21 protein-coding genes, 1 pseudogene and 3 other annotated features are annotated in these 23,195 nt (G+C 36.8%); of the genes and pseudogenes, 14 read left to right on the top strand and 8 right to left on the bottom strand.

What is annotated here, in order from left to right; translation table 11 throughout:
* Window positions 1-28: 28 nt before the first annotated feature.
* Window positions 29-646: a TetR/AcrR family transcriptional regulator gene (locus BCER98_RS16415; RefSeq protein ID WP_012095714.1), complete on the bottom strand. Its 618-nt coding sequence runs from the start codon at window positions 644-646 to the stop codon at window positions 29-31.
* 299 nt (window positions 647-945) lie between these two features.
* Here BCER98_RS16415 and BCER98_RS16410 point away from each other — a divergent pair, with 299 nt between their 5' ends.
* Window positions 946-1,599 (top strand): HlyD family secretion protein, encoded by a 654-nt coding sequence (locus BCER98_RS16410; protein WP_012095713.1) that lies wholly within the window; start codon window positions 946-948, stop codon window positions 1,597-1,599.
* Window positions 1,600-1,613: 14 nt separating this feature from the next.
* Window positions 1,614-3,353: a DHA2 family efflux MFS transporter permease subunit gene (locus BCER98_RS16405; RefSeq protein WP_012095712.1), complete on the top strand. Its 1,740-nt coding sequence runs from the start codon at window positions 1,614-1,616 to the stop codon at window positions 3,351-3,353.
* 66 nt (window positions 3,354-3,419) lie between these two features.
* On the opposite strand, the gene BCER98_RS16400 is transcribed toward BCER98_RS16405, so the two are convergent.
* The 3 genes from BCER98_RS16400 to sspI form a co-directional block, all read right to left on the bottom strand.
* On the bottom strand, window positions 3,420-3,797 hold the full coding sequence (locus tag BCER98_RS16400; RefSeq protein ID WP_012095711.1) for a hypothetical protein: 378 nt from the start codon (window positions 3,795-3,797) through the stop codon (window positions 3,420-3,422).
* Window positions 3,798-4,062: 265 nt separating this feature from the next.
* Window positions 4,063-4,620 (bottom strand): HD domain-containing protein, encoded by a 558-nt coding sequence (locus tag BCER98_RS16395; RefSeq protein WP_012095710.1) that lies wholly within the window; start codon window positions 4,618-4,620, stop codon window positions 4,063-4,065.
* A 269-nt stretch (window positions 4,621-4,889) separates the two neighbouring features.
* Window positions 4,890-5,102 (bottom strand): small acid-soluble spore protein SspI, encoded by a 213-nt coding sequence (gene sspI / locus BCER98_RS16390; RefSeq protein ID WP_012095709.1) that lies wholly within the window; start codon window positions 5,100-5,102, stop codon window positions 4,890-4,892.
* Between the two features lie 114 nt (window positions 5,103-5,216).
* On the opposite strand from sspI, the gene BCER98_RS16385 reads away from it, so the two are divergent.
* From BCER98_RS16385 to BCER98_RS21365, 5 genes are all read left to right on the top strand, one after another.
* Window positions 5,217-5,981 carry a TrmH family RNA methyltransferase gene (locus BCER98_RS16385; protein WP_012095708.1) on the top strand — a complete coding sequence of 255 codons (765 nt, stop codon included), beginning with the start codon at window positions 5,217-5,219 and terminating at the stop codon, window positions 5,979-5,981.
* A 44-nt stretch (window positions 5,982-6,025) separates the two neighbouring features.
* Window positions 6,026-6,255 (top strand) — a binding site (T-box leader).
* Window positions 6,256-6,298: 43 nt separating this feature from the next.
* Window positions 6,299-7,333 carry a phenylalanine--tRNA ligase subunit alpha gene (pheS, locus tag BCER98_RS16380; protein WP_012095707.1) on the top strand — a complete coding sequence of 345 codons (1,035 nt, stop codon included), beginning with the start codon at window positions 6,299-6,301 and terminating at the stop codon, window positions 7,331-7,333.
* 18 nt (window positions 7,334-7,351) lie between these two features.
* Window positions 7,352-9,772 (top strand): phenylalanine--tRNA ligase subunit beta, encoded by a 2,421-nt coding sequence (gene pheT / locus BCER98_RS16375; protein ID WP_012095706.1) that lies wholly within the window; start codon window positions 7,352-7,354, stop codon window positions 9,770-9,772.
* A gap of 248 nt (window positions 9,773-10,020) precedes the next feature.
* Window positions 10,021-10,273: a binding site (T-box leader), on the top strand.
* Between the two features lie 50 nt (window positions 10,274-10,323).
* Window positions 10,324-11,715, top strand: coding sequence for an asparagine--tRNA ligase (gene asnS / locus BCER98_RS16370; RefSeq protein ID WP_012095705.1), 1,392 nt, complete (start codon window positions 10,324-10,326; stop codon window positions 11,713-11,715).
* A gap of 89 nt (window positions 11,716-11,804) precedes the next feature.
* Entirely contained in the window at window positions 11,805-11,939 is a 135-nt protein-coding gene (locus BCER98_RS21365) for a YuzL family protein (RefSeq protein ID WP_012095704.1), read from the top strand.
* A 13-nt stretch (window positions 11,940-11,952) separates the two neighbouring features.
* Here BCER98_RS21365 and BCER98_RS23245 read toward each other — a convergent pair.
* Both BCER98_RS23245 and rnhC read right to left on the bottom strand, forming a co-directional pair.
* Window positions 11,953-12,225 (bottom strand): annotated as a pseudogene (locus tag BCER98_RS23245) (hypothetical protein).
* Between the two features lie 483 nt (window positions 12,226-12,708).
* The gene (gene rnhC / locus BCER98_RS16360; protein ID WP_041810062.1) at window positions 12,709-13,647 is read right to left on the bottom strand and encodes a ribonuclease HIII; all 939 of its coding nucleotides are present in this window, start codon (window positions 13,645-13,647) and stop codon (window positions 12,709-12,711) included.
* Between the two features lie 124 nt (window positions 13,648-13,771).
* Here rnhC and zapA point away from each other — a divergent pair, with 124 nt between their 5' ends.
* The 7 genes from zapA (at window position 13,772) to BCER98_RS16325 (ending at window position 22,766) form a co-directional block, all read left to right on the top strand.
* The gene (gene zapA, locus BCER98_RS16355) at window positions 13,772-14,041 is read left to right on the top strand and encodes a cell division protein ZapA (RefSeq protein WP_041810059.1); all 270 of its coding nucleotides are present in this window, start codon (window positions 13,772-13,774) and stop codon (window positions 14,039-14,041) included.
* Window position 14,042: 1 nt separating this feature from the next.
* Entirely contained in the window at window positions 14,043-14,582 is a 540-nt protein-coding gene (locus BCER98_RS16350; protein ID WP_012095700.1) for a CvpA family protein, read from the top strand.
* Window positions 14,583-14,636: 54 nt separating this feature from the next.
* Window positions 14,637-16,355 carry a DNA polymerase/3'-5' exonuclease PolX gene (gene polX, locus BCER98_RS16345; protein WP_012095699.1) on the top strand — a complete coding sequence of 573 codons (1,719 nt, stop codon included), beginning with the start codon at window positions 14,637-14,639 and terminating at the stop codon, window positions 16,353-16,355.
* Between the two features lie 21 nt (window positions 16,356-16,376).
* A complete protein-coding gene (locus tag BCER98_RS16340; RefSeq protein ID WP_012095698.1) occupies window positions 16,377-18,737 on the top strand; it encodes an endonuclease MutS2 in 2,361 nt (786 codons plus the stop codon).
* Between the two features lie 206 nt (window positions 18,738-18,943).
* On the top strand, window positions 18,944-19,633 hold the full coding sequence (locus tag BCER98_RS16335; RefSeq protein WP_012095696.1) for a 23S rRNA pseudouridine(2604) synthase RluF: 690 nt from the start codon (window positions 18,944-18,946) through the stop codon (window positions 19,631-19,633).
* Between the two features lie 106 nt (window positions 19,634-19,739).
* Window positions 19,740-19,989: a binding site (T-box leader), on the top strand.
* A gap of 110 nt (window positions 19,990-20,099) precedes the next feature.
* Complete coding sequence (gene brnQ6, locus BCER98_RS16330; RefSeq protein ID WP_041810571.1) at window positions 20,100-21,425, top strand: branched-chain amino acid transport system II carrier protein BrnQ6; 1,326 nt, start codon at window positions 20,100-20,102, stop codon at window positions 21,423-21,425.
* A 141-nt stretch (window positions 21,426-21,566) separates the two neighbouring features.
* On the top strand, window positions 21,567-22,766 hold the full coding sequence (locus BCER98_RS16325; protein WP_012095694.1) for a class I SAM-dependent rRNA methyltransferase: 1,200 nt from the start codon (window positions 21,567-21,569) through the stop codon (window positions 22,764-22,766).
* Window positions 22,767-22,804: 38 nt separating this feature from the next.
* Here the strand turns inward: BCER98_RS16325 and BCER98_RS16320 are convergent, their stop codons facing one another.
* Together BCER98_RS16320 and BCER98_RS22655 are read right to left on the bottom strand one after the other, a co-directional pair.
* Window positions 22,805-22,999 (bottom strand): YwbE family protein, encoded by a 195-nt coding sequence (locus BCER98_RS16320; RefSeq protein ID WP_012095693.1) that lies wholly within the window; start codon window positions 22,997-22,999, stop codon window positions 22,805-22,807.
* Window positions 23,000-23,173 carry a hypothetical protein gene (locus tag BCER98_RS22655; protein ID WP_012095692.1) on the bottom strand — a complete coding sequence of 58 codons (174 nt, stop codon included), beginning with the start codon at window positions 23,171-23,173 and terminating at the stop codon, window positions 23,000-23,002.
* Window positions 23,174-23,195: the final 22 nt, after the last annotated feature.

Here is a 23,195-nt window from a genome sequence, read left to right as displayed (position 1 = left end):
GAAGAGATGTCTCTTCGCTTTTTGTTATTTAAAAAGGGCGCTCTAATCCAGCTGCAGTATGTACTCCTAAAATGATTAAACGCGTTAATTGAAGTGCCATAAAGTGAGGTGTGTAAATCATTCCCTTTTTGAGCCAAGACATAATGATGCCAAGGTGAGCGCCAGTGATATAGCTAATAAGAATATCACGTGGAACGATAAGTTTTTCATCATTTGGCTGTGCGATGGATAAACTTAAAGTTAAATGAGTTTGAATGGTTTTCATCATTTTATATGCATAATTGCCAGCTGCTTGATCACCGAGCATAACGCGATAAAACTTTTCGTTTTTTGCGATATGTTCAAATAGAGCTAAAAAGCTTGGGTGTGGTGAATCAAATGTGAGCTGAAAATCTTCTTTATTTCGCTTTTTTGGTTTAATTGCTTCAGTTAGTGTTTCTAACATTTCAGTAATCGTTTTTTCAAGCAGGTCGTATTTATCATGATAATGACTATAAAAAGTAGCACGATTAACAGGAGCGCGTTCCGCAATGTGCTGCACGGTTACATTTTCAAAACCTTTTTCGCCTACTAAAGTAATAAAAGCATCCTGTATGAGCTGTTTCGTTCGTTTTACACGTGGATCATTTGTATTTTTAATAGACATTTTTGTTTCTCCTTGTTGAGTTTTATTTATTTAATCAACATATACATAATTAAATGTTGGGTAAACAACATATATGCTTAATTTGTCGGTTGTAGATTTGAAATAATTATTTATAATTATAAACGATATTCCTTTAGAAAACAGCACCACTCGTATGATGGATAGAAAAGCTTACTTTATCATGCAAAAGGTGTGCTTTTTTTGTTTAATTGTTAATATAATTAATAATTAAACAATATAAACAAAAGGATAGAAATCGTTTAGAGAAAAATTATATTCGATATAAGGAGAGAAAAGCAATGAATCAATTTCGAAGAATGGTGATGATCAACATCATCACATTAATCGTATTAGTTGGCGGCGGTATCGGTGGTTACTACTACTACAACCAATCCGAAAACTATTTAAAGACAGAGAATGCGAAAATTGATGGGAAAGTAATTCCAATTGCATCACCAGTAGCAGGGAAATTAACAGAATGGCAAGCAGAAGTAGGTAAAAGCTACAATGAAAATGATAAACTAGGTGCCGTTACGACATCAGGTTCAAATGGTGAACAAACAATGGATGTGACAATTCCACAAGGTGCAACAGTTGTACAATCTAATGCAACAACAAATGCTTTTGTTGGGGCAGGTAGCCCAATTGCATACGCATTTGATATGAATGATCTATGGGTAACAGCAAACATTGAAGAAACAGATATTGATGATGTACAAAAAGGACAAGAAGTAGATGTATATGTTGATGCGTATCCTGATACAACATTAACAGGAAAAGTAGAACAAATTGGTTTAACAACAGCAAATACGTTCTCGATGTTACCATCAAGCAATTCAACAGCAAATTATACAAAAGTGACACAAGTAGTACCGGTTAAAATTTCTTTAGACCACAGTAAGTCAGTAAATATTGTTCCTGGAATGAATGTGACAGTTCGTATTCATAAATAAGGGGGGGAGATAAAATGTCCTCATCTTTAATAGTAGGATATGCTATATTTTGTATTATAGTCTTCTTCCTGGTAAATCGTCTTTTTAGAAAGAAAAAAACAAACGCGGGAGAAGAGAAGGTCCCAGCCGTAAGTAAAATAGAAACGAAGCAACCGGAACAAAAAGCTTCCAATCTTGTAGAATTAGAAGCAGCTAAGAAAGAAGTACCCAAAAAGCATTTGCCAATAGAAAATGTAAATGTAAAAGCAGTTGTGACAGTATTGATTCTTGGCATGTTTGTTTCGATTTTAAACCAAACGATTATTAATGTTGCTTTGCCACCATTAATGAATGAATTTAATGTCTCAACTTCAACAGCGCAATGGTTAATTACAGGATTTATGCTTGTAAACGGGATTTTAGTCCCAATCAGTGCCTTTTTAGTATCGCGCTTTACGTATCGTAATTTATTTATAGCAGCAATGGTATTTTTTACAGTAGGTTCTATTATTTGTGCTATATCTGGAAACTTTACGATGATGATGATAGGCCGTGTAATTCAAGCAGTTGGTGCAGGTGTTTTAATGCCAATTGGTATGAATATTTTTATGACACTGTTCCCTCCCCATAAGCGAGGAGCTGCGATGGGATTATTAGGGGTAGCGATGATTTTAGCACCAGCTATTGGACCGACTGTAACAGGTTGGGTCATTGAAAATTACAGCTGGAACTTAATGTTCTATGTGATGTTTGTGATTGGCCTAATCATTACTTTATTATCATTAAAATTCTTTACACTAGCACAGCCAGTATCGAAAGCGAAATTGGATTTATTTGGTGTAATTAGCTCAAGTATTGGACTTGGTAGCTTATTATATGGATTTAGTGAAGCCGGCAATAATAGTTGGAGCAGTACAGAAGTTGTTGTTTCTCTGATCATCGGTACAATTGGTCTTGCATTGTTTATTTGGAGAGAAATGACGACGGATAATAAAATGTTGGATTTACATGTATTTAAGTATCCAACATTTACTTTCACATTGTTAATTAACGCAATTGTAACAATGGCGCTATTTGGAGGTATGTTATTACTTCCTGTCTATCTGCAAAATATTCGTGGTTTTACGCCAATTGAATCCGGTCTACTGCTTCTTCCAGGATCATTAATTATGGGGATTATGGGACCGATTGCAGGGAAACTATTTGATAAGTATGGCATTCGTCCCTTAGCAATCATTGGGTTAGCAATTACAACATATGCAACATATGAATTTACGAAATTAACAATGGAGACACCATATAGTGTAATCATGAGAGACTACATCATACGTTCAATCGGAATGTCGTTTATTATGATGCCAATTATGACAGCTGGTATGAATGCGTTGCCGATGAAATTGATTTCGCATGGTACAGCAACACAAAATACGTCAAGACAAGTCGCCGGTTCAATTGGTACAGCGATTTTAATTACAATTATGACGCAGCAAACAAACTATCACGTAGCAGATTACGGAAATATGTTAACAACGACAAATCCGATTTTAGTTGATAAAGTACACGGAATGGGACAAAGCTTAGCAGCTTTAGCTGGTTCCGCACAAGCTGGAGATGTGATGAGTACGCAACTATTATACGGACAAATTTCAAAGCTATCTGCAATTAACGGTATTAATGATGCGTTCTTAATTGCAACCATATTAGCGGGTATTGCCTGGGTATTATCATTCTTCTTGAAATCAGGTAATAAGCCAAATCGAAAAGCAGGGAATTAATGTCCCTGCTTTTTTATAGTTAATCTGTAACGAGAAGTTGATGAGCAATAACTGTAAACGATTCTGTTATATAGAGAATGAATTAGGTAGGGACATCAAATAATAGAAAATAGCACCTAACATTCCTGTAGAAAAAATAATGAATCCCATATTGCGTATACTTTTCACTTTTAATTGTATGCCATTGACTCCTGCTAACAAACCAGTTAAAGAGAATAGAATCCAATATAGAACGGTTGGAATACGAAGAAATTTATCACTATCAATCCCCATGCCCCAGAAAACAAAAGGGAGTACCACAAAGGAAAAAGAGAGCAATCCCATTAAGACCACGAGTAACTTCCGATAATTCACGCCTGCTATTATTAAAAACATTCCACCAATCACGCCTGACATTACGAGGATAGGCATAAAGAAAATCCATACAAAAGCCAAAATATCCATATAAAATCTCCTTCTAGTTAATAAGTTATATTTTACAATGTTAGGGTTATTTTAGATATGATTAAAAATAAATTTATTTTTATGATAAAAATGCTTGTAGCATTTCCAAGAGATTCATATAGAGTAATTGTCTTTTTATTTGAAATGCCTTCAGTATAAATCGCCAGTGGGAGTAATATAAATAAGCCGCTTAGTAGTCCTGTTCCAAAAAAGATAAAACAGGAAAATAATAAAAGAGGTATCGCTATGCAGTGATACCTCTTATTTATTGACAAATTTGCGCTATTTTTTTATTGGATTTCGTTTGTTGTGTTTGTAATTCACGCTCTACCATTTGATCTAATTGTTGAATAGCTTTCAATGCTTTTTCATAAGAAATTGTTCGGTAATGATGTGCTCCACCCGGCTCTTCATCTGCTTCATCCGCCCATTTAATAACCTGTTGAAGAGGTGTTCTTTCAATCTCTTGCTTTACTAGGAAAGAGTCTGTATGCAGAAGAATCGCAATGGAAATTTCTTTTGCAAGTCTAGGGTGTTCTCCTAATCGAATCAACAATTTATGAGCTCTTTCCGCTCCTTTAATTGCATGGATATCATTCTTTTTATATAATTCATAGTCCCATTTTCCATCGCTATACCATGTATGATGTCCGATGTCATGAAGAAAGCCAGCCTTTGTTGCCGCATCGACTGAGGCGTGATGCTTTTTCGCTAAGTGAAACGCATGATAAGCGACGGCAATCGCATGAACCATTCCAGAACGGCTTACGTACTTTTGTGTAATATGATGTTCGAAAATTTGTTCAAGTGTAACGTGGCGCATAAAACATTTACTCCTTTTTTAACCGATTAAAATATATTTTGAACATTGTACTCCATTAAGCAGTATTAGTAAAGTAGAAAGATTTAGAGGAAAGAGACGGGCTTTTATTATTTTTAGTAGTAATAAGATGACGGAATTTGTCGACTGGTCGATATCTTGTGTCGAATCGCCGATATATTTGAAAAATCGCCGATATACGATGATTTTGTATACAAGGTAAAAAACACCTGTCTCCAAAAAAAATTTTTTTTGGAGACAGGCTTGTGATATTACTTATTTTTTAATCCTTGTTCTAGTGTTTCGAGCATATCGTGCCTTTCATTTTCATCTGCATTTTTCCAAATTACTTCAAATAAAACACCAAGTCCCGGTAACATTTTTTCTTCGCCGCTTTGAATAGCGTCAACAATCGTTTCTTGTAATTGATCTTGTGTATTACCAGCTATATTTGCTAATACTGCCCCGCGTAAATTAAAGTTCATTTCAGTCACCTCATTTTCGGAATTGAAACTGCCATTAGTTTTTGTTCTTTTTTATGTAAATATGTATGAAAAATAGGCTATAATGAGAAGACAAGAAGAGAGGGAATGCATAGAATGAAAAATATTGATTCAGTAAAAAATCCGCGTGTGAAGCAGTGGAAAAAGTTACAAACAAAAAAAGAACGCGATAAGAAAGGACTATTCTTTGTAGAAGGATTCCATTTAGTAGAAGAAGCTTTAAAAGCAGACATTGTTACAGAACTTATCGTTTCAGATCAAACGGACCTTCCGAAAGATTGGATCGTTTCTGATGTCGAAATGTATATTGTCCCTGAACCGATTGTAAAGGTGCTTAGGGAAACAGAAACAACACAAGGTGTATTTGCAGTTTGCGAGAAACAAGAAAAAGAAGTAGAGCTTTCAAATGGGAAATTTCTTTTGCTCGATGGTCTTCAAGATCCAGGCAATTTAGGGACAATTATTCGCACGGCTGATGCAGCAGGTGTTCATGCTGTTGTACTTGGAGAAGGATGTGTAGACGCTTATAATAGTAAAGTGCTCCGCTCTACACAAGGCTCTATTTTTCATTTGCCAGTTGTCAAAGGGAATTTAGAAGAATGGATAGACAAGTTAAAAACACATAACGTTCCTGTATACGGAACAGCGCTAGAAAATGGTGTTCCATATGGCGAAATAACACCAACAGGAAGTTTCGCATTAATTGTAGGAAATGAAGGAAATGGTGTGCACCAAGATATTCTTGCAAAATGTGATCAAAACTTATATATTCCGATTTATGGCGGGGCCGAGTCGCTAAATGTAGCAGTAGCTGCTGGAATTTTAACGTATTATTTACAAAGCCCGGTTGCGAATCGTTAAAAAACTTCTTATAATAAGTTGAACATATAATAAAAAGAATAGAATGAAAAACATTGATAGAGAAGAGTAACTTTCAAAATCGCCATATAGGGAGAGAATGCCTTAGACTGAAAGCATTCTTATGGTAGACGGAAGTGAATTCACCTCTGGAGTTGACGCCAGGACCATGTATATGTAAAGGCGTTCCGGTCAGAATTGATCGTTATAACTAATGAAGTGGACAGACTTGTTCTGTCAATTTAGGGTGGTACCGCGAATTTACCTCGTCCCTTTTTGGGAGCGAGGTTTTTTTATTTTTAAAATTAGGAGGGTTCCAAATGGAAGCACGTTTAAAAGAGCTAAAGCAAAAAGCGTTAAAGCTTATTGAAGAAGCAAAAGAGCTAAAGAGTTTAAACGACGTACGCGTAGCGTATTTAGGTAAAAAAGGCCCGATTACAGAAGTATTACGCGGCATGGGGAAATTATCCCCAGAAGAGCGTCCACGTATGGGAGCATTAGTAAATGAAGTGCGTGAAGCAATTCAAACTCGTCTAGAAGAAAAAGTGAGCAACTTAGAAAAAGCAGTAATGGAAGCGAAACTAGCTTCTGAAACAATTGATGTTACACTGCCAGGTCGTCCTGTTGAAACAGGTTGTCACCATCCGTTAACAGCTGTTGTTGAACAAATTGAAGATGTATTTATCGGTATGGGTTATGAAGTAGCTGAAGGAACAGAAGTAGAAAAAGACTACTACAATTTCGAAGCATTAAACTTACCGAAAGATCACCCAGCACGTGATATGCAAGATACATTCTATATTACAGAAGAAACGTTACTACGTACACATACATCTTCTGTGCAAGCACGTACAATGGAAAACAATAAAGAAAAAGGTCCGATTAAAATTATTTGTCCGGGTAAAGTATATCGCCGTGATGATGATGATGCGACACACTCACATCAGTTCATGCAAATTGAAGGTCTTGTAATTGATAAAAATATTCGTATGAGTGATTTGAAAGGTACACTTCAAGTATTCGTGAAAAAGATGTTCGGTGAAGATCGTGAAATTCGTCTTCGTCCAAGTTTCTTCCCATTCACAGAGCCATCTGTAGAGATGGATATTTCTTGTATGATGTGTCATGGTAAAGGTTGCGGCACTTGTAAAGGAACTGGCTGGATTGAAATTTTAGGCGCAGGTATGGTTCACCCGAACGTACTTGAAATGGCTGGTTATGATTCAAAAGAATATCAAGGTTTTGCATTCGGTATGGGTGCAGAGCGTATCGCAATGTTGAAATACGGCGTAGATGACATTCGTCATTTCTATACAAATGATGTACGTTTCTTACAACAATTCAAACGAGCGTAAGGGAAGGAGAGGATAAGTATGTTCGTATCATATCGTTGGTTACAAGAGTATGTAGATATTAAAGATGTAACAGCACAAGAGTTAGCAGACAAAATCACGAAAAGTGGTATTGAAGTAGAAGGCGTTGAAGTACTAAATAAAGGTGTAAAAGGTGTTGTAGTCGGTCACGTATTAGAATGTGAAAAACACCCAGAAGCTGATAAATTGAGTAAATGTTTAATCGATATCGGTGAAGAAGAGCCCGTACAAATTATTTGCGGTGCTCCTAACATTGCAAAAGGATTAAAAGTACCAGTTGCGAAAGTTGGCGCTGTTCTTCCTGGTAACTTCAAAATTAAAAAAGCAAAATTACGTGGTGAAGCGTCTCATGGTATGGTTTGTTCTCTACAAGAGCTTGGCATTGATGCGAAACTAGTTGCAAAGGATTATGCAGATGGTATTTTCATCTTCCCAAGTGACGTTGAAGTGGGGGCGGATGCACTTGAAATTCTAAACTTACACGATGAAGTTCTTGAACTTGGTTTAACACCAAACCGTGCGGATTGCTTAAATATGTTAGGTGTTGCTTATGAAGTAGCTGCTATTTACGGTCGCGAAGTAAAACTTCCAGCTATTGATTTACAAGAGTCAGCAGAAAAAACATCGGATTATATTGCTGTGAGTGTAGAAGCAAAAGAAGAGAATCCATTATACATTGCAAAAATGGTGAAAAATGTAAAGATTGGTCCGTCGCCAATGTGGATGCAAACACGTCTTATGGCAGCTGGCATTCGTCCGATTAGCAATGTAGTTGATATTACAAACTACATTTTAATGGAATATGGTCAACCATTACATGCATTTGATTATGATAAATTAGGTTCAAAACAAATCGTTGTTCGTCTTGCAAAAGAGGGCGAGAAGATTCAAACATTAGACGATCAAGAACGTACATTACAAGCACATCACCTTGTGATTACAAATGGAAACGAAGCAGTAGGTATTGCAGGTGTAATGGGCGGGGCAAATTCTGAAGTTACCAATGGTACAGTCAACGTTCTAATTGAAGCTGCATACTTTACAAGTCAAACAGTGCGCCGTGCATCAAAAGATTTAGGTCTTCGCAGTGAATCAAGTGCACGTTTTGAAAAAGGAATTGACCCAACACGCACGTTTGAAGCGATTCAACATGCCGCTGCTCTAATGGTGAAATACGCTGGTGGTGAAGCGTTAGAAGGTGTAGTAGAAGTTGATAACCTACAAGTAAAAGAACATACAGTATCAATTACAGTAGAAAAAGTCAACCGTGTATTAGGTACAGACATTACTGCAAGTGAAATGGGGACAATTTTCACAAACTTAAAGTTTCCATTCACAGAAGTAGAAGGAGCATTCCATATAAATGTACCGTCTCGTCGTCCTGACATTACAATTGCAGAAGACTTAGTGGAAGAAGTGGGACGTCTGTATGGATACGATCATATTCCAGTAACACTTCCAAAAGGTACAATGACACGTGGGCAGTTAACAGAAGCACAAACAAAACGTCGTAAAGTGCGCCGCTTCCTAGAAGGGGCTGGCTTATACGAAGCAATTACGTACTCATTAACAAGTGCGGATCAAGCGAAACAATATATCGTTGAACCAAATGAAAAAACTCCTGTGAACTTGGCACTTCCAATGAGTGAAGAGCGTAGTCAGCTTCGTTTAAGTTTAGTACCACAATTGTTAGAAGCAGTTTCTTACAACCTTGCTCGTAAAAATGATAGCGTTGCTTTATATGAAGTAGGTTCTATCTTTTTACCGACAGCAGAAGGAGAGCTTCCAAAAGAAGAACAGCATCTTGCGGGTGTTATGACAGGTCTTGCTCTTCATCATGCATGGCAAGGTGAAAAGAAAGTGGTTGACTTCTTTGTTGTAAAAGGAGTATTAGAAGGATTATTTGACGTACTTGGCGTTACAAATCATATCACATATACACCAGCCAAACGTGAAGGTATGCATCCAGGTCGTACAGCTGATATCTTATTACATGGCGAAGTAATTGGTTTTATCGGTCAATTGCATCCAGAAGCACAAAAACAATTAGATGTAAAAGATACATTTGTATTCGAACTCTCTCTTGTAAAACTATTTAGTGCAGAGGTAGAAGAAACGTATTACTCAACAATTCCACGTTTTCCATCTATGACACGTGATATGGCTGTTGTTGTAGCAAAAGATGTAAAAGCTGGTGAAATGAAGAAAGTTATTGCAGAAGCGGGCGGAGAACTTCTAAAAGAAGTAACGTTGTTTGATCTATACGAAGGTGAAAAAATGGAAGAAGGTAAGAAATCACTTGCATTCTCTATGAATTACTTTGATCCAGAACGCACATTAACAGACGAAGAAGTAACAGAAGCACATAACCGTGTATTAGCAGTGGTAGAAGAGAGATTTGGTGCGGAGTTACGTAAATAATAAAAAAATTGCCGGAATCAATCCGGCAATTTTTTTATCTCGCTATTTTAGGGCAGTAACAGCCGGGTTGGTGAGAGCTCATCATCAATGGGGATGAAGCTCCCCGCTGATTAAAATTTTACCTTATATGAATGATGTTGGGCAGCTATTTTTCTATATCGAATCAACAATAGAAAAATAGCTGATATATTTTCTGACGTCTTGCATCTTTCCCGCGAATGTAGTACATTAATTTTAGTTTAACAAAATGAAAGACGATGATAAGGAAAAGTAGTATATACTATAATCCATAGCGAATCAGGGACGGTGAGAGCCTGGTGAGGCGGTATATATGAAGAACACCTTGGAGTTGCTAACCGAAATTGAATGTTACTGTTCAAGAGTAGACTTAGACGGGAGTCCGACCTGTTACAAATTGGAAAGTATGGATTACATACGAATGAAAGTTGGTCTTTATGACAAATTGGGTGGTACCGCGAAGTTTAACCTTTCGTCCCTTTATGGATGAAAGGTTTTTTTGTATTTAAATATTCGTAAAGGAGACATTCACTATGGAAAACACATTAGTAAAAAGTCTGTACAGAGAAACAGATAAATATGTAGATCAAAAAGTGCAAGTATCTGGTTGGATTCGTAACTTACGTGATTCAAAAGTATTTGGCTTTATCGAATTAAATGATGGTAGCTTCTTTAAAAGTGTACAAATCGTTTTTGATACAGAATTAGATAACTTTAAGGAAATTACAAAATTACCGCTTAGCTCCTCTATTAGAGTAGAAGGGAAGTTCATTGCAACACCTACTGCAAAACAACCATTTGAAATTAAAGCAGAAAAAATCGAAATTGAAGGCTTATCAGATTCTGATTACCCACTTCAAAAGAAACGCCATACGTTTGAATACTTACGTACAATCGCTCACTTACGTCCAAGAACAAATGCATTCTCTGCAACGTTCCGTGTGCGTTCTATCGCAGCTTACGCGATTCATAAGTTCTTCCAGGAGCGCGGCTTTGTCCATGTTCATACACCAATTATTACTGGTAGCGATACAGAAGGTGCAGGTGAAATGTTCCGCGTAACAACACATGACATGAACAACCTACCAAAAGGAGAAGATGGACAAGTAGACGATTCGAAAGACTTCTTCGGTAGAGAAACAAACTTAACAGTAAGTGGTCAACTTCCTGCTGAAGCTTATGCATTAGCGTTCCGTGATGTATATACATTCGGACCTACATTCCGTGCGGAAAACTCAAACACAACTCGTCATGCAGCTGAGTTCTGGATGGTGGAGCCGGAAATTGCATTTGCTGAACTGGAAGATGTAATGGATCTTACAGAAGATATGCTAAAATATGCAATGAAATACGTGTTAGAGCATGCACCAGAAGAAATGGAATTCTTCAACAAATTTGTTGATAAAACAGTTCTTGAGCGCATGAACAATGTCATTAACTCTGACTTTGGTCGCATCACATACACAGAAGCAATTAAGGTACTTCAAGAATCAGGTGCTGACTTCAAATACCCAGTAGAATGGGGCATTGATTTACAAACAGAGCATGAAAGATATTTATCAGAACAAGTCTTTAAACGTCCTGTATTCGTAACAGACTATCCAAAAGATATTAAAGCATTCTACATGCGTATGAACGATGATGGTAAAACAGTAGCTGCTACTGATCTTCTTGTTCCTGGCATCGGCGAATTAATCGGCGGAAGTCAACGTGAAGAAAGAATGGATGTTTTAGTAGACAGAATCAAAGAATTAGGCATGAAAGAAGAAGACTACTGGTGGTACTTAGAACTTAGAAAATACGGCGGTACAAAACACGCTGGATTCGGTCTAGGCTTTGAACGTTTCTTAATGTACATCACTGGTATGGGGAATATCCGTGACGTAATTCCATTCCCAAGAACGCCAGGTTCTGCGGAGTTTTAAAATATGAAAAAAGCGAGAGGAAGGCCCTCTCGCTTTTTCGTATAGATTTTTATTGAAAAGCAAAAAGTAACGTGAAGGGGTGAATAGGAATGAGTAAAAAGGTGAAAAAAGATCCTTCACGAGCAGTTTTAGGTTCTCCAGAAGTAGAAGGGCAAGGAACAACGACGCATGAAACAGGTGCTTATAAAGTACCTTCATCAAATAAGAAACAGAAGCGAAGTTAACATATAAAAGGAGTCATTCGTTCGAATGACTCCTTTTATATGTTTTTATTTTTATTTCTTTTATCATTTTATCTATGTCTTTGTCTAAGTGTTCAAAATAGAAAAACCATAATAAGCTAACGAACAAGCAATATATCGCCATAATGCATAGACTATCTGTTATATTTTCCGTAAGAGGTTTAGAAGTGAAAAGGATGCCTCAGATAAGGGAAATAATAAAGTAAGTAAGAGGACTGATAAAATGGACGAGTATGTATAGTGATTTTTTTACTTTCGTATGAGTCATTTCACATGGCTCCTTTTTATTCAAAATATCCATTTAAACTGAATAGTTTTTTATCGTTGCTGTCTTTCCTTAGTTGTTATCAAGATGTTATTTTTTAATAATATCTTCAAGCTCATTGCAAAATTTTTTAAGTTGTATTGGGTTATGAATCAATGTTTGGGCATCATATTTACTAATATGTTTTCTCACTCGGAATTTTAGTAAAACAGATCTTCCATATCGTTCCAATATTGAATTGAACTCGGGGTGTTCATTTAGTAATCGTATGTTCTCACGAATCTTTAATTGTTTTTCGTATGGATTTCCTATCAAAATGTTTAAAATTATTTGTAAAAATAGCAATGAAATCACCCTTTATATATGAGTTTAAAGTTGTGGGTATTTCTGTATATTCTAATTATAACAAAAAATAAAAGAGAAAAGAAATAAGACTTCTTTTCTCTTTGTTTAGTTCGTTTACATATTGTCGATACTAAAATATAGCTATTTTTTCAATAAACGAAACGCTTTTTCTGTATTAGCAAAGTGAAGCTTCACAAATTCAGGAAGACGCTCTTTTCCTAATTTTTGAATGAGTTTAGCGGCAGCAATATCCACTTGTTTGCCTGCACCTTTTGGAAGTTGCATACCTGCTTTTTTACTGAGTTCATCAAATTGTTTTACGAATGAATAACGAGCTAGAATAGATGCCGCTGCAACAGCTAAATGTATACTTTCGCCTTTGGTAGCAAAATAAACATTGTCACGCTGTACCTGTTTTTGGTTTGCTAAATATTTATAGTATGTATCAGGTTGTGTGAATTGATCGATTAAGATACCGTCTGGTTTTGTCGGTGCAATTTTCGCTAATAAGTTGATAATCGCTTTATTATGCAGTAAAGCTTTTAGTTTGCCCTGGTTGTTTCCTTTATCAAATAGCTCGTTATATTTTTCATTATGAAGCACGAGAGAGCTATAAGGAATGACGGTAAGAAGTTGTTTTGCAATGGCAGTAATTTGAGCATCATTTAAGTTTTTAGAATCTTTTACACCAAGTTCTTTTAAAAGTGGAATTTGTTTTGCATCTACATATGCAGCAACAACTGTCATTGGTCCAAAATAATCTCCAGTACCTACTTCATCAGAACCAATAATCGACATTGTTCCAATTAAAGCGGGCGGAGCGAATCGATGTGCGTGTACTGTTTTTTTTGCAGGAGATGCTGGTAATTGGACAAGATTTTTCCAGCGTGCTGCTTCTTCCATAGCACGTCCACCTTGAAACATAACTTTTCCTGATTTATAAGCAGTAATTGTACAAGATGGTACTTTCGCGATAAAGATACCGCCTTGCGGAACTGTTGGACTGATTGCTTGTTTGTATTGGTTTTTCATCTCTTCAATGACTGTAGAACTTGTTTGTAATACGATAGAATTTGACAAAATGGTCGCTCCTTTTTCAATAGTGTTATTTTTATCATATCGGATTATTCTTTCTGTTTCCATATTGGGAAAGTTCATGGTATGATAAACTTTAGGATTCTGTACGTGATTGGAGGCCGGTGAGTTGTCACAACAAAAGGGAAAGAAAAGTCGAATTAATGTAGAAATCTATGGTCAACAGTACTCAGTTGTTGGCGATGAAAGTACAAGTCATATCCGCATGGTAGCAGCGATTGTGGATGATAAAATGCGCGAACTCAATGCCAAGAATCCTTCGCTTGATACGAGTAGACTAGCGGTATTGACGGCGGTAAACGTCATACACGATTACATAAAATTAAAAGAAGAACATGAAAAACTGAAAGAAAGTATGAGACAAAAAGGAATGGAATAACATGATTGATATCATTATCATTTTATTGCTTGTTATGGGATTTTTCCTCGGTTTAAGAAGAGGATTTATTCTACAACTTGTAAAGTTAACAAGCTTTATTATCGCATACCTTGTTGCATACTGGTACTGTAAAGATTTAGCGCCAGCGTTGGCGAAAATGATTCCGTATCCGTTTGATAAAAATGTATCCGTTCCAGAATGGATTGATGCAAACAATATTGAGGCAGTATTTTATCAAGCAATTGCGTTTATTATACTGTTTATTGTTACAAAGATTGCACTTTCCTTACTTGGTAATTTGTTAAATATGTTTGCGGAAATACCAGTGTTAAAGCAAATTAATGCATTTGCTGGAGCAATTCTTGGTTTTTTAGAAGTATACATTATTTTGTTTGTTTTAATTATTATTGGCACGATTCTTCCGATTGAACAAGTGCAAACACCATTACAAAAATCATCAATTAGCAAAATAATTGTAGACGATACACCGATTCTTTCTGAAAAGGTGAAGGAACTATGGCAGACAGGTAGCAGAGTATAACTTCTCTTTTTCGGAAAGAGAAGTTTTTTTCTATGAAGGAAAGGCGGGGAACGTATGAAAGTAAATAAAAAACAAGTGATTAAATTATTAGAAACAATCGCCCTTTTTATGGAATTAAAAGGCGAGAATCCATTTAAAATATCCGCATTTCGTAAAGCGGCAGCAGCATTAGAAAGTGATGATCGCAGCCTTTCTGAAATTGAAGATTTCACAAAGATTCCAGGCATCGGAAAAGGAACTGCAGCAGTTATTCAAGAATATATGGAAGCTGGAACGTCCGAAGTATTGCAGGAGCTTGAAAAAGAAGTGCCTAGTAGCTTATTGCCATTATTAAAACTTCCAGGACTCGGTGGTAAGAAAGTGGCGAAACTTTACAAAGAACTGGGCGTTGTTGACATGGAAACATTAAAGCAAGCTTGTGAAGAAAAGAAAGTACAGGAGCTTGCTGGGTTTGGGAAGAAGACGGAAGAGAAAATATTAGAAGCAATTGCGCAAGCTGGTTCTCGTCCTGAACGTTTACCGATTGCAATGGTACTTCCTATTGCCGGGGAAATAGAAGAAAAATTGTCGAACATTGCAGAAGTCATTCGTTTTTCGCGCGCGGGTAGTTTGCGCCGCGTTCGGGAGACTGTGAAAGATTTAGACTTCATTATTGCAACGACAGAACCAGCAGCAGTACGTGAACATTTGCTGCAATTTGATAATATGATTGAAGTGATTGCAAGCGGTGATACAAAAGTATCTGTTCGCCTGCAATATGAATATGATATTTCAATTGATTTTCGCCTTGTGAAACCTGAGGAATTTATTACAACGCTTCATCATTTTACAGGTTCAAAAGATCATAACGTAAGAATGCGTCAGATTGCAAAAGATAACGGTGAAAAGATCAGTGAGTATGGTGTGGAAAATTTGGAGACAGGTGAAGTGAAAACATTCGAAACAGAAGAAGAGTTTTTTGCTCATTTCAACCTTCCGTTTATTCCGCCAGAAGTGCGCGAGGATGGAAAAGAGATTGAACTCATTAAGGAATATCCAAACTTAATTCAGTTCTCTGATATACAAGGTGATCTCCATATGCATACAACATGGAGTGATGGTGCTTTTTCCATTGAAGAGATGGTACAAGCATGCCGCGCGCGTGGGTATAAATTTATGGCAATTACGGATCACTCTCAATATTTGAAAGTAGCGAATGGCTTAACGAAAGAGCGACTTCGTGAACAAGCAAAAGAAATTGAGCGCATCAATGCGAAATACCCAGATATCACAATTTTACGTGGGATTGAAATGGACATACTGCCAGATGCGACATTAGATTTTGATGATGAGGTATTAGCGGAGCTTGATTATGTAATTGGTGCGATTCATTCCAGTTTCTCACAAGATCGTGAAACAATTATGAAACGTTTGCGCACCGCAATTGAAAATAAGCATGTAACAATGATTGCTCATCCAACAGGACGTCTTCTTGGACGCCGTGAGGGCTATGATGTAGATACAGATTTATTAATTGAGCTCGCAAAAGAAACAAATACTGTTTTAGAATTAAATGCAAATCCGAACCGTCTAGATTTAAGTGCGAAATTATTAAAACAGGCACAAGATGCTGGTGTGAAAATCGCAATTAATACAGATGCTCATACACTTGAGATGTTAGAGGATATGGAAACAGGTGTAGCGGTAGCGCGCAAAGGTTGGATTCAAAAAGATACTGTGATTAACACATGGGATATTGAACGTTTATTAGATTTTATTAAACGTAATAAGTAACACAAGGGGGACAGGCAACTTATGTTAGAACGAACGTTGCGTGTATTAGAATATGACAAAGTAAAAGAACAGTTACTTGAGCATACAGCTTCTTCGCTTGGCCGAGATAAAGTAAAGCGCCTTATGCCAAGCACAGATTTTGAAGAAATTGTGGAAATGCAAGATACAACTGATGAGGCGGCGAAAGTGATCCGTTTAAAAGGACATGCACCACTCGGCGGGATTTTTGACATTCGATCGAATGTAAAGCGTGCAAAAATAGGAAGTATGCTGAGCCCGCATGAATTACTGGATATCGCAAGTACGATGTATGGCAGCCGTCAAATGAAACGATTCATTGAAGATATAGTTGATAATGGCGCTCAGCTTCCGATTTTAGAAACTCATGTTGCGCAAATTGTCTCTTTATATGATTTAGAAAAGAAAATTACAGGCTGTATTGGAGATGGCGGCGAAGTACTCGATAGCGCCAGCGATAAATTGCGTGGTATTCGCAATCAAATTCGTACAGCGGAAAGTCGCATTCGTGAGAAGCTCGAAAATATGACGCGCTCTTCAAATGCGCAAAAGATGTTATCAGATGCCATTGTAACGATTCGTAACGATCGCTATGTAATTCCGGTTAAGCAGGAATATCGTGGCGTATATGGTGGCATTGTTCATGACCAATCTGCATCAGGACAAACGTTATTTATTGAACCGCAAGTCATCGTGGAACTGAATAACGCCCTGCAAGAAGCACGTGTGAAAGAGAAACAAGAAGTAGAACGTATTTTAATGATGCTTACGGAAGAAGTAGCAGCAGAAGCTGATATCGTACTAGCAAATGTCGAAGTGATTGCGAATCTTGATTTTATCTTTGCGAAAGCTTTGTATGCGAAACGAATGAAAGCGACAAAACCGATTGTCAATAATGAGCGTTATATGGAGTTACGCCAAGCACGTCATCCGCTTATCGATCCAAAAGTGATTGTGCCAAACGATATTGTGCTTGGTAAAGACTTTACAACAATTGTCATTACAGGTCCGAACACAGGGGGGAAAACCGTTACGTTAAAGACGGTTGGAATATGCGTATTAATGGCACAGTCTGGTCTTCATATTCCCGTACAAGAGGAATCGGAAATATGCGTATTTAAAAATATTTTTGCTGATATCGGTGACGAGCAATCCATTGAACAAAGTTTAAGTACATTCTCTTCCCATATGGTTAATATTGTCGATATTTTAGAGAAAGCTGACTTTGAAAGCTTAGTGCTATTTGATGAATTAGGTGCTGGAACAGACCCGCAAGAAGGGGCAGCTCTTGCCATTTCTATCTTAGATGAAGTACATAATCGCGGTGCACGCGTTGTTGCAACAACGCACTATCCAGAATTGAAAGCATATGGATATAATCGTAATCAAGTGATTAACGCAAGTGTGGAATTTGATGTGAATACATTGAGTCCAACTTACAAATTATTAATTGGTGTACCAGGACGTAGTAATGCTTTTGAAATTTCGAAGCGCCTTGGATTATCTGAACGCGTAATTAATCGTGCTCGCAATCATATTAGTACAGATACAAATAAGATTGAAAATATGATTGCGAAATTAGAAGAAAGCCAAAAGAATGCAGAACGTGATTGGAAAGAAGCAGAAGAGCTTCGTAAGCAGTCTGAAAAGCTTCATCGCGAATTGCAACGTCAAATTATTGAATTTAACGAAGAACGTGATGAACGATTATTAAAAGCGCAAAAAGAAGGGGAAGAAAAGGTCGAAGCTGCGAAGAAAGAAGCAGAAGCGATTATTCGTGAACTTCGTCAATTGCGTAAAGCGCAGCTTGCCAATGTGAAAGATCATGAATTGATTGAAGCGAAAAGTCGCCTAGAAGGGGCAGCGCCTGAGCTTGTGAAAAAGCAAAAAGTAAAAGTGAAAAATACAGCGCCAAAACAACAGTTAAGACCAGGCGATGAAGTAAAAGTATTAACGTTTGGCCAAAAAGGTCAACTTCTAAAAAAAGTAAGTGATAGTGAGTGGAACGTTCAAATTGGGATTCTGAAGATGAAAGTAAAAGAATCTGATATGGAATATATTAATACACCAAAGCAGCTTGAGAAAAAAGCAGTTGCAACAGTAAAAGGACGGGACTACCATGTTTCTTTAGAACTGGATCTTCGCGGTGAACGTTTTGAAAATGCGATGATGCGTGTTGAAAAGTACTTAGATGATGCACAGCTCGCTAACTATCCACGTGTATCAATCATTCACGGTAAAGGAACAGGAGCGCTTCGACAAGGTGTACAAGACTACTTGAAGAACCATCGCGGTGTGAAAAGTTTCCGCTACGGTGATATGGGCGAGGGAGGCCTTGGCGTTACAGTTGTCGAATTAAAATAGCAAAAAGCCAAATAAAGGGGTAAACCGTTATGTTTATGGACAAACTTGCAAAAGTATTGTTAGCATGTTGCGGCATATTTTTGGTGATTGGGGTTATTTATTTAATGGTTTTTGCAAAGTAAAGAAGTGTCAATCTCGGCATCATACTATGCTTTGAGATTGATGCTTTTTCTTTTTGGACAATCTATAAGAAAAAGGAATAGACAATGAAAATTAATCAATTTATAAGTGAAGCCCTCTCTTGTTCAAGGCGAGAAACAGATCGTCTTATTAAAGCTGGGCGCGTTGCAATGAATGATAAAGTTTGTACGCATGGTGTACTTGTAAAACCCGATGATGTTGTCACGGTTGATGGGAAAGTTATTGAAAAAGAAGAAAAAGAAAAAGTATATATAGCTTTCCATAAACCAGTTGGCATCACTTGCACAGCTGCGAAACATATCGAAGGGAATATTATTGCTTATATCAACTATCCCGAAAGAATCTTTCCAGTTGGCCGTTTAGATAAAGCATCAGAAGGATTAATTTTACTAACAAACGATGGGAAGATTGCCAATCAAATTTTACATGGAGATCATGGACATGAGAAAGAATATGTCGTAACTGTTGATAAGTCGTTTACGGATGGGTTTATTCATGGCATGAGTTGCGGTGTGAAAATTAAAGATGGAATGACAAAGCCTTGTAAAGTAACGCGAGTAGATGACTCTACATTTCGCATCGTTTTAACACAAGGAATGAATCGACAAATTCGGAGAATGAGCCGTGCTTTTGGTTATACAGTAACAAAACTAAAGCGCGTTCGAATTATGAATATAAAATTAGGTGAGCTTGAGGTTGGAAAGTGGCGCTATCTTACCGATGAAGAGTTACAAGAGTTACGAGGAGCATTATAGGGAGAGTTGTTTGCTCCGTATGTTTTTTGTCAGAAACAATAAAACTGTTGCTTTTTTTTAAAATACCCCATATAATAAAAAACAACAAGTTTCGACAATATATTTTGTAAAAGTAATGATGAGGACATGAGTTATTTTTTACGATTCTCAGAGAGGGAGGTCTTAGGCTGTGAGCTTCCTAATACGAAAAGATAAACTTACCACCTCTAAACTTCAAGAGTGAACTGCATGTGCATTGTAATTCTTGGCGGATAAAACCGTTATCAATTTACACGAGCTATAAAATGGATTTTTTTATTATACATTCATTTTATTAGAATAAGGGTGGAACCACGATTTCAACACTCGTCCCTTTGTTAGGGACGGGTGTTTTTTGCGTTCTTTTGTAAAGAAAGTACGATATGGAAAAGGGGATGTAATGAATTTTGTTTCTGAATATTCTGTTTATTTAGGGAGGTAAATGAAAGTGAAGTCATCTTTAAAGGTATCTGAAATATTTGCAATTAGTTTAATGTTATTTGCACTTTTCTTTGGTGCAGGAAATATGATTTTTCCACCAGCATTAGGACAAGGGGCTGGAACAAATGTATGGATTGCGTTATTTGGGTTTGTCATTACAGGTGTGGGACTTCCGTTATTAGGAGTCATCGCAATCGCCTTAAAGGGAGATATTAATAAACTGGCCGGTCGTGTACATCCTTTATTTGCACTTGTTTTCATTGTTGCGATTTATTTATGTTTAGGTGTATTTGTAAGTGTACCACGTACAGGCACAGTTGCTTATGAAATGGCAGTTGCTCCATTTTTGCCAACTGAAGTAGCTGGTGCACAGTATCCACTTGTTATATTTACATTTATTTTCTTTGCCGTTACATTTTATTTAGCATTGAATCCATCAAAACTAGTGGGACGCATCGGAAAAGTATTAACACCAATTTTATTAGCAATTATTGTGATTATTGTTGTGAAAGCATTGATTTCTCCAATTGGAGAGTTTCGTGCACCAACTGAAACTTATAAAGACCCACTTTTCAAAGGATTTATTGATGGATATTTAACATTAGATGGATTAGCGGCGCTTGTTTTTGGAAATGTCGTTGTGAATACGTTAAAAGGAAAAGGTGTTACAGATAAGAAAAGGATTGCACGAGTGACAATTATTGCAGGGATTGTTGCTGCGCTTGCCTTATTTCTTATTTACTTAGCGCTTGCTTATTTAGGAGCGTCTAGTGTTTCTCTTGGAATGGGGGAGAACGGTGGTGTTATTTTAACGAATATTGTTCATCATTTATTTGGTGAATATGGAACTTTATTACTAGGTGTAGCAATCACAGCAGCATGTTTAACAACATCTGTTGGAATCGTTGCAGCGTGCGGAGAGTTCTTTTCAAAACTATTACCAAAATTTCCTTATCAAACAGTCGTTTTTATTTTCTGTGCATTAGCATTTATGGTGGCAAATCTTGGGTTAACACAGCTCATTGCATTAGCATTACCAATTTTAATTACATTGTATCCAATTGGGATTGTGTTGATTATCTTATCTCTTGTGGAAAATTATATTCGGATTCCATTAGCGATGTACGTAGGAGGGATGATAGGAGCGTTTGCAATTAGTCTGTTCGATGGTTTGCACAATGCGAATATTGAGATTGCAACACTTGCACCTATTTTAGAAAAAATACCACTTTATAGCGTTGGAATGGGCTGGCTAATTCCAGGAATCATTGGTATGTTTGTCGGATATGTTGTGTCTATGTTTCAAAAGAGGGCAGTTGTGATAGAGGAGTAAGCGACGAGAGTATTCTGAAAAAGGAGCTCGTTGTACTTACAAAGTGATAATATGGTATAGTGAAACGAGGCTTTTTTTCAGCCTCGTTTTTCGTGCTTCCTAATCCATTAGAAAGCATTTAAGTAGAAAGGAAGTCATTATATGAGATCTGAAGTAGCTGTGAAAATAAAACCAAAATTTACAAAACAATTGAAAAGTGGCTATCCACTTATTCTAAAAGAGGCAATTCAAAATGTAAATGACATACAGGAAGAAGGAACGATTCTTAATATATTAGATGAGAAAAATCAATTTCTTGGAAAAGGATATTACGGTAAGCAAAATAAAGGGTATGGTTGGATTTTAACGAGAAAAGAGAAAGAACGCATTGACCAAGCTTTCTTTGAACGAAAAATAAAATCAGCGTTGCATAAGAGAAAAGGTTTTTATAAATCAAATGATACGACAGCATTCCGTGTTGTAAATGGTGAAGGTGATGGTCTTGGCGGTGTAATCATTGATTATTATGCTGGGTTTTATGTGATTAGCTGGTATAGCGAAGGGATATATTCCTTTAAAAATGAAATCATTGGAGCTCTTCAAAAGGTAGCAAATGTCAAAGGAATCTATCAGAAGAAGCGCTTTGATACAAAAGGAAAATATATTGAAGAAGACGACTTTGTAGTAGGAGAGCGTGGTGAATTCCCCCTTCTCGTCAAAGAGAACGGTGTAAACTTTGCGGTGTATTTAAACGATGGTGCAATGGTAGGCGTATTTTTAGATCAGCGTAACGTTCGAAAACAAATTCGTGATACGTATGCAAAGGGCAGAACTGTTTTAAATATGTTCTCTTATACAGGTGCTTTCTCCGTATTCGCGGCCCTTGGAGGAGCAATCAAAACAACAAGTGTCGATTTAGCAAATCGCAGTTTAAGTAAAACAATTGAACAATTTAGCGTAAATGACATTGACTATGAAACACAAGATATTATCGTTGAGGACGTATTCCATTACTTTAAATACGCAGCAAAGAAGCAGATGAAGTTTGATATGGTTGTACTAGATCCGCCAAGCTTTGCACGTTCGAAAAAATATACATTTAGCGCAGCAAAAGACTATAAAAACTTATTAAAAGAAACAATTGCCATTACAGAAAACAACGGGATTATCGTTGCTTCTACAAACTGTAGTACATTTGATATGAAAAAATTTAAAGGTTTTATCGATACAGCTTTTAAAGAGATGAATGGTAAGTATAAAGTTTTAGAAGAACATTCCTTGCCAGAAGATTTCCGTACAATCGATCAATTTAAAGAAGGTAACTATTTAAAAGTAGTCTTTATTAAAAAGTTTAAAGGATAATAATAAAAAAGAAGCTCATTTACAATTGAGCTTCTTTTTTATTGCACAATATGCTGCACGCGGCCAACTTGTCCGTCTTTCAATCGAACTTTAATCCCGTGTGGATGAGATGGTGCGTTTGTTAAAATATCTTTTACAATCCCTCGAGTGAGAGTACCAGTCCGTTGATTTTTCTTTAAAACAATATCTACTTCTAGATCAGGTGAAATATTCGCTCGTTTTTGTCCGTTCATTTATACACCTGTACGTCTACGTTGATTATTTGGCTTTTTTGTTTGTTGACTTTGTAACTTCTTTGTTGCTAGGTCTTTATTTTTCAGATTTTCTCCACCTTTGTTTTCTTGCTTTTTCTTCGCAAGTTGCCCGCGCATTAAATCCGCCAAGCTTACTTTTTTATTCTCTGACATAGTGAGTCTCCTTTATATAAAG

Source organism: Bacillus cytotoxicus NVH 391-98 (assembly GCF_000017425.1).
Classification (GTDB): domain Bacteria; phylum Bacillota; class Bacilli; order Bacillales; family Bacillaceae_G; genus Bacillus_A; species Bacillus_A cytotoxicus.
The sequence above is the reverse complement of the archived record's forward strand: the minus strand, read 5'-3'. Positions and strand labels throughout refer to the sequence as shown.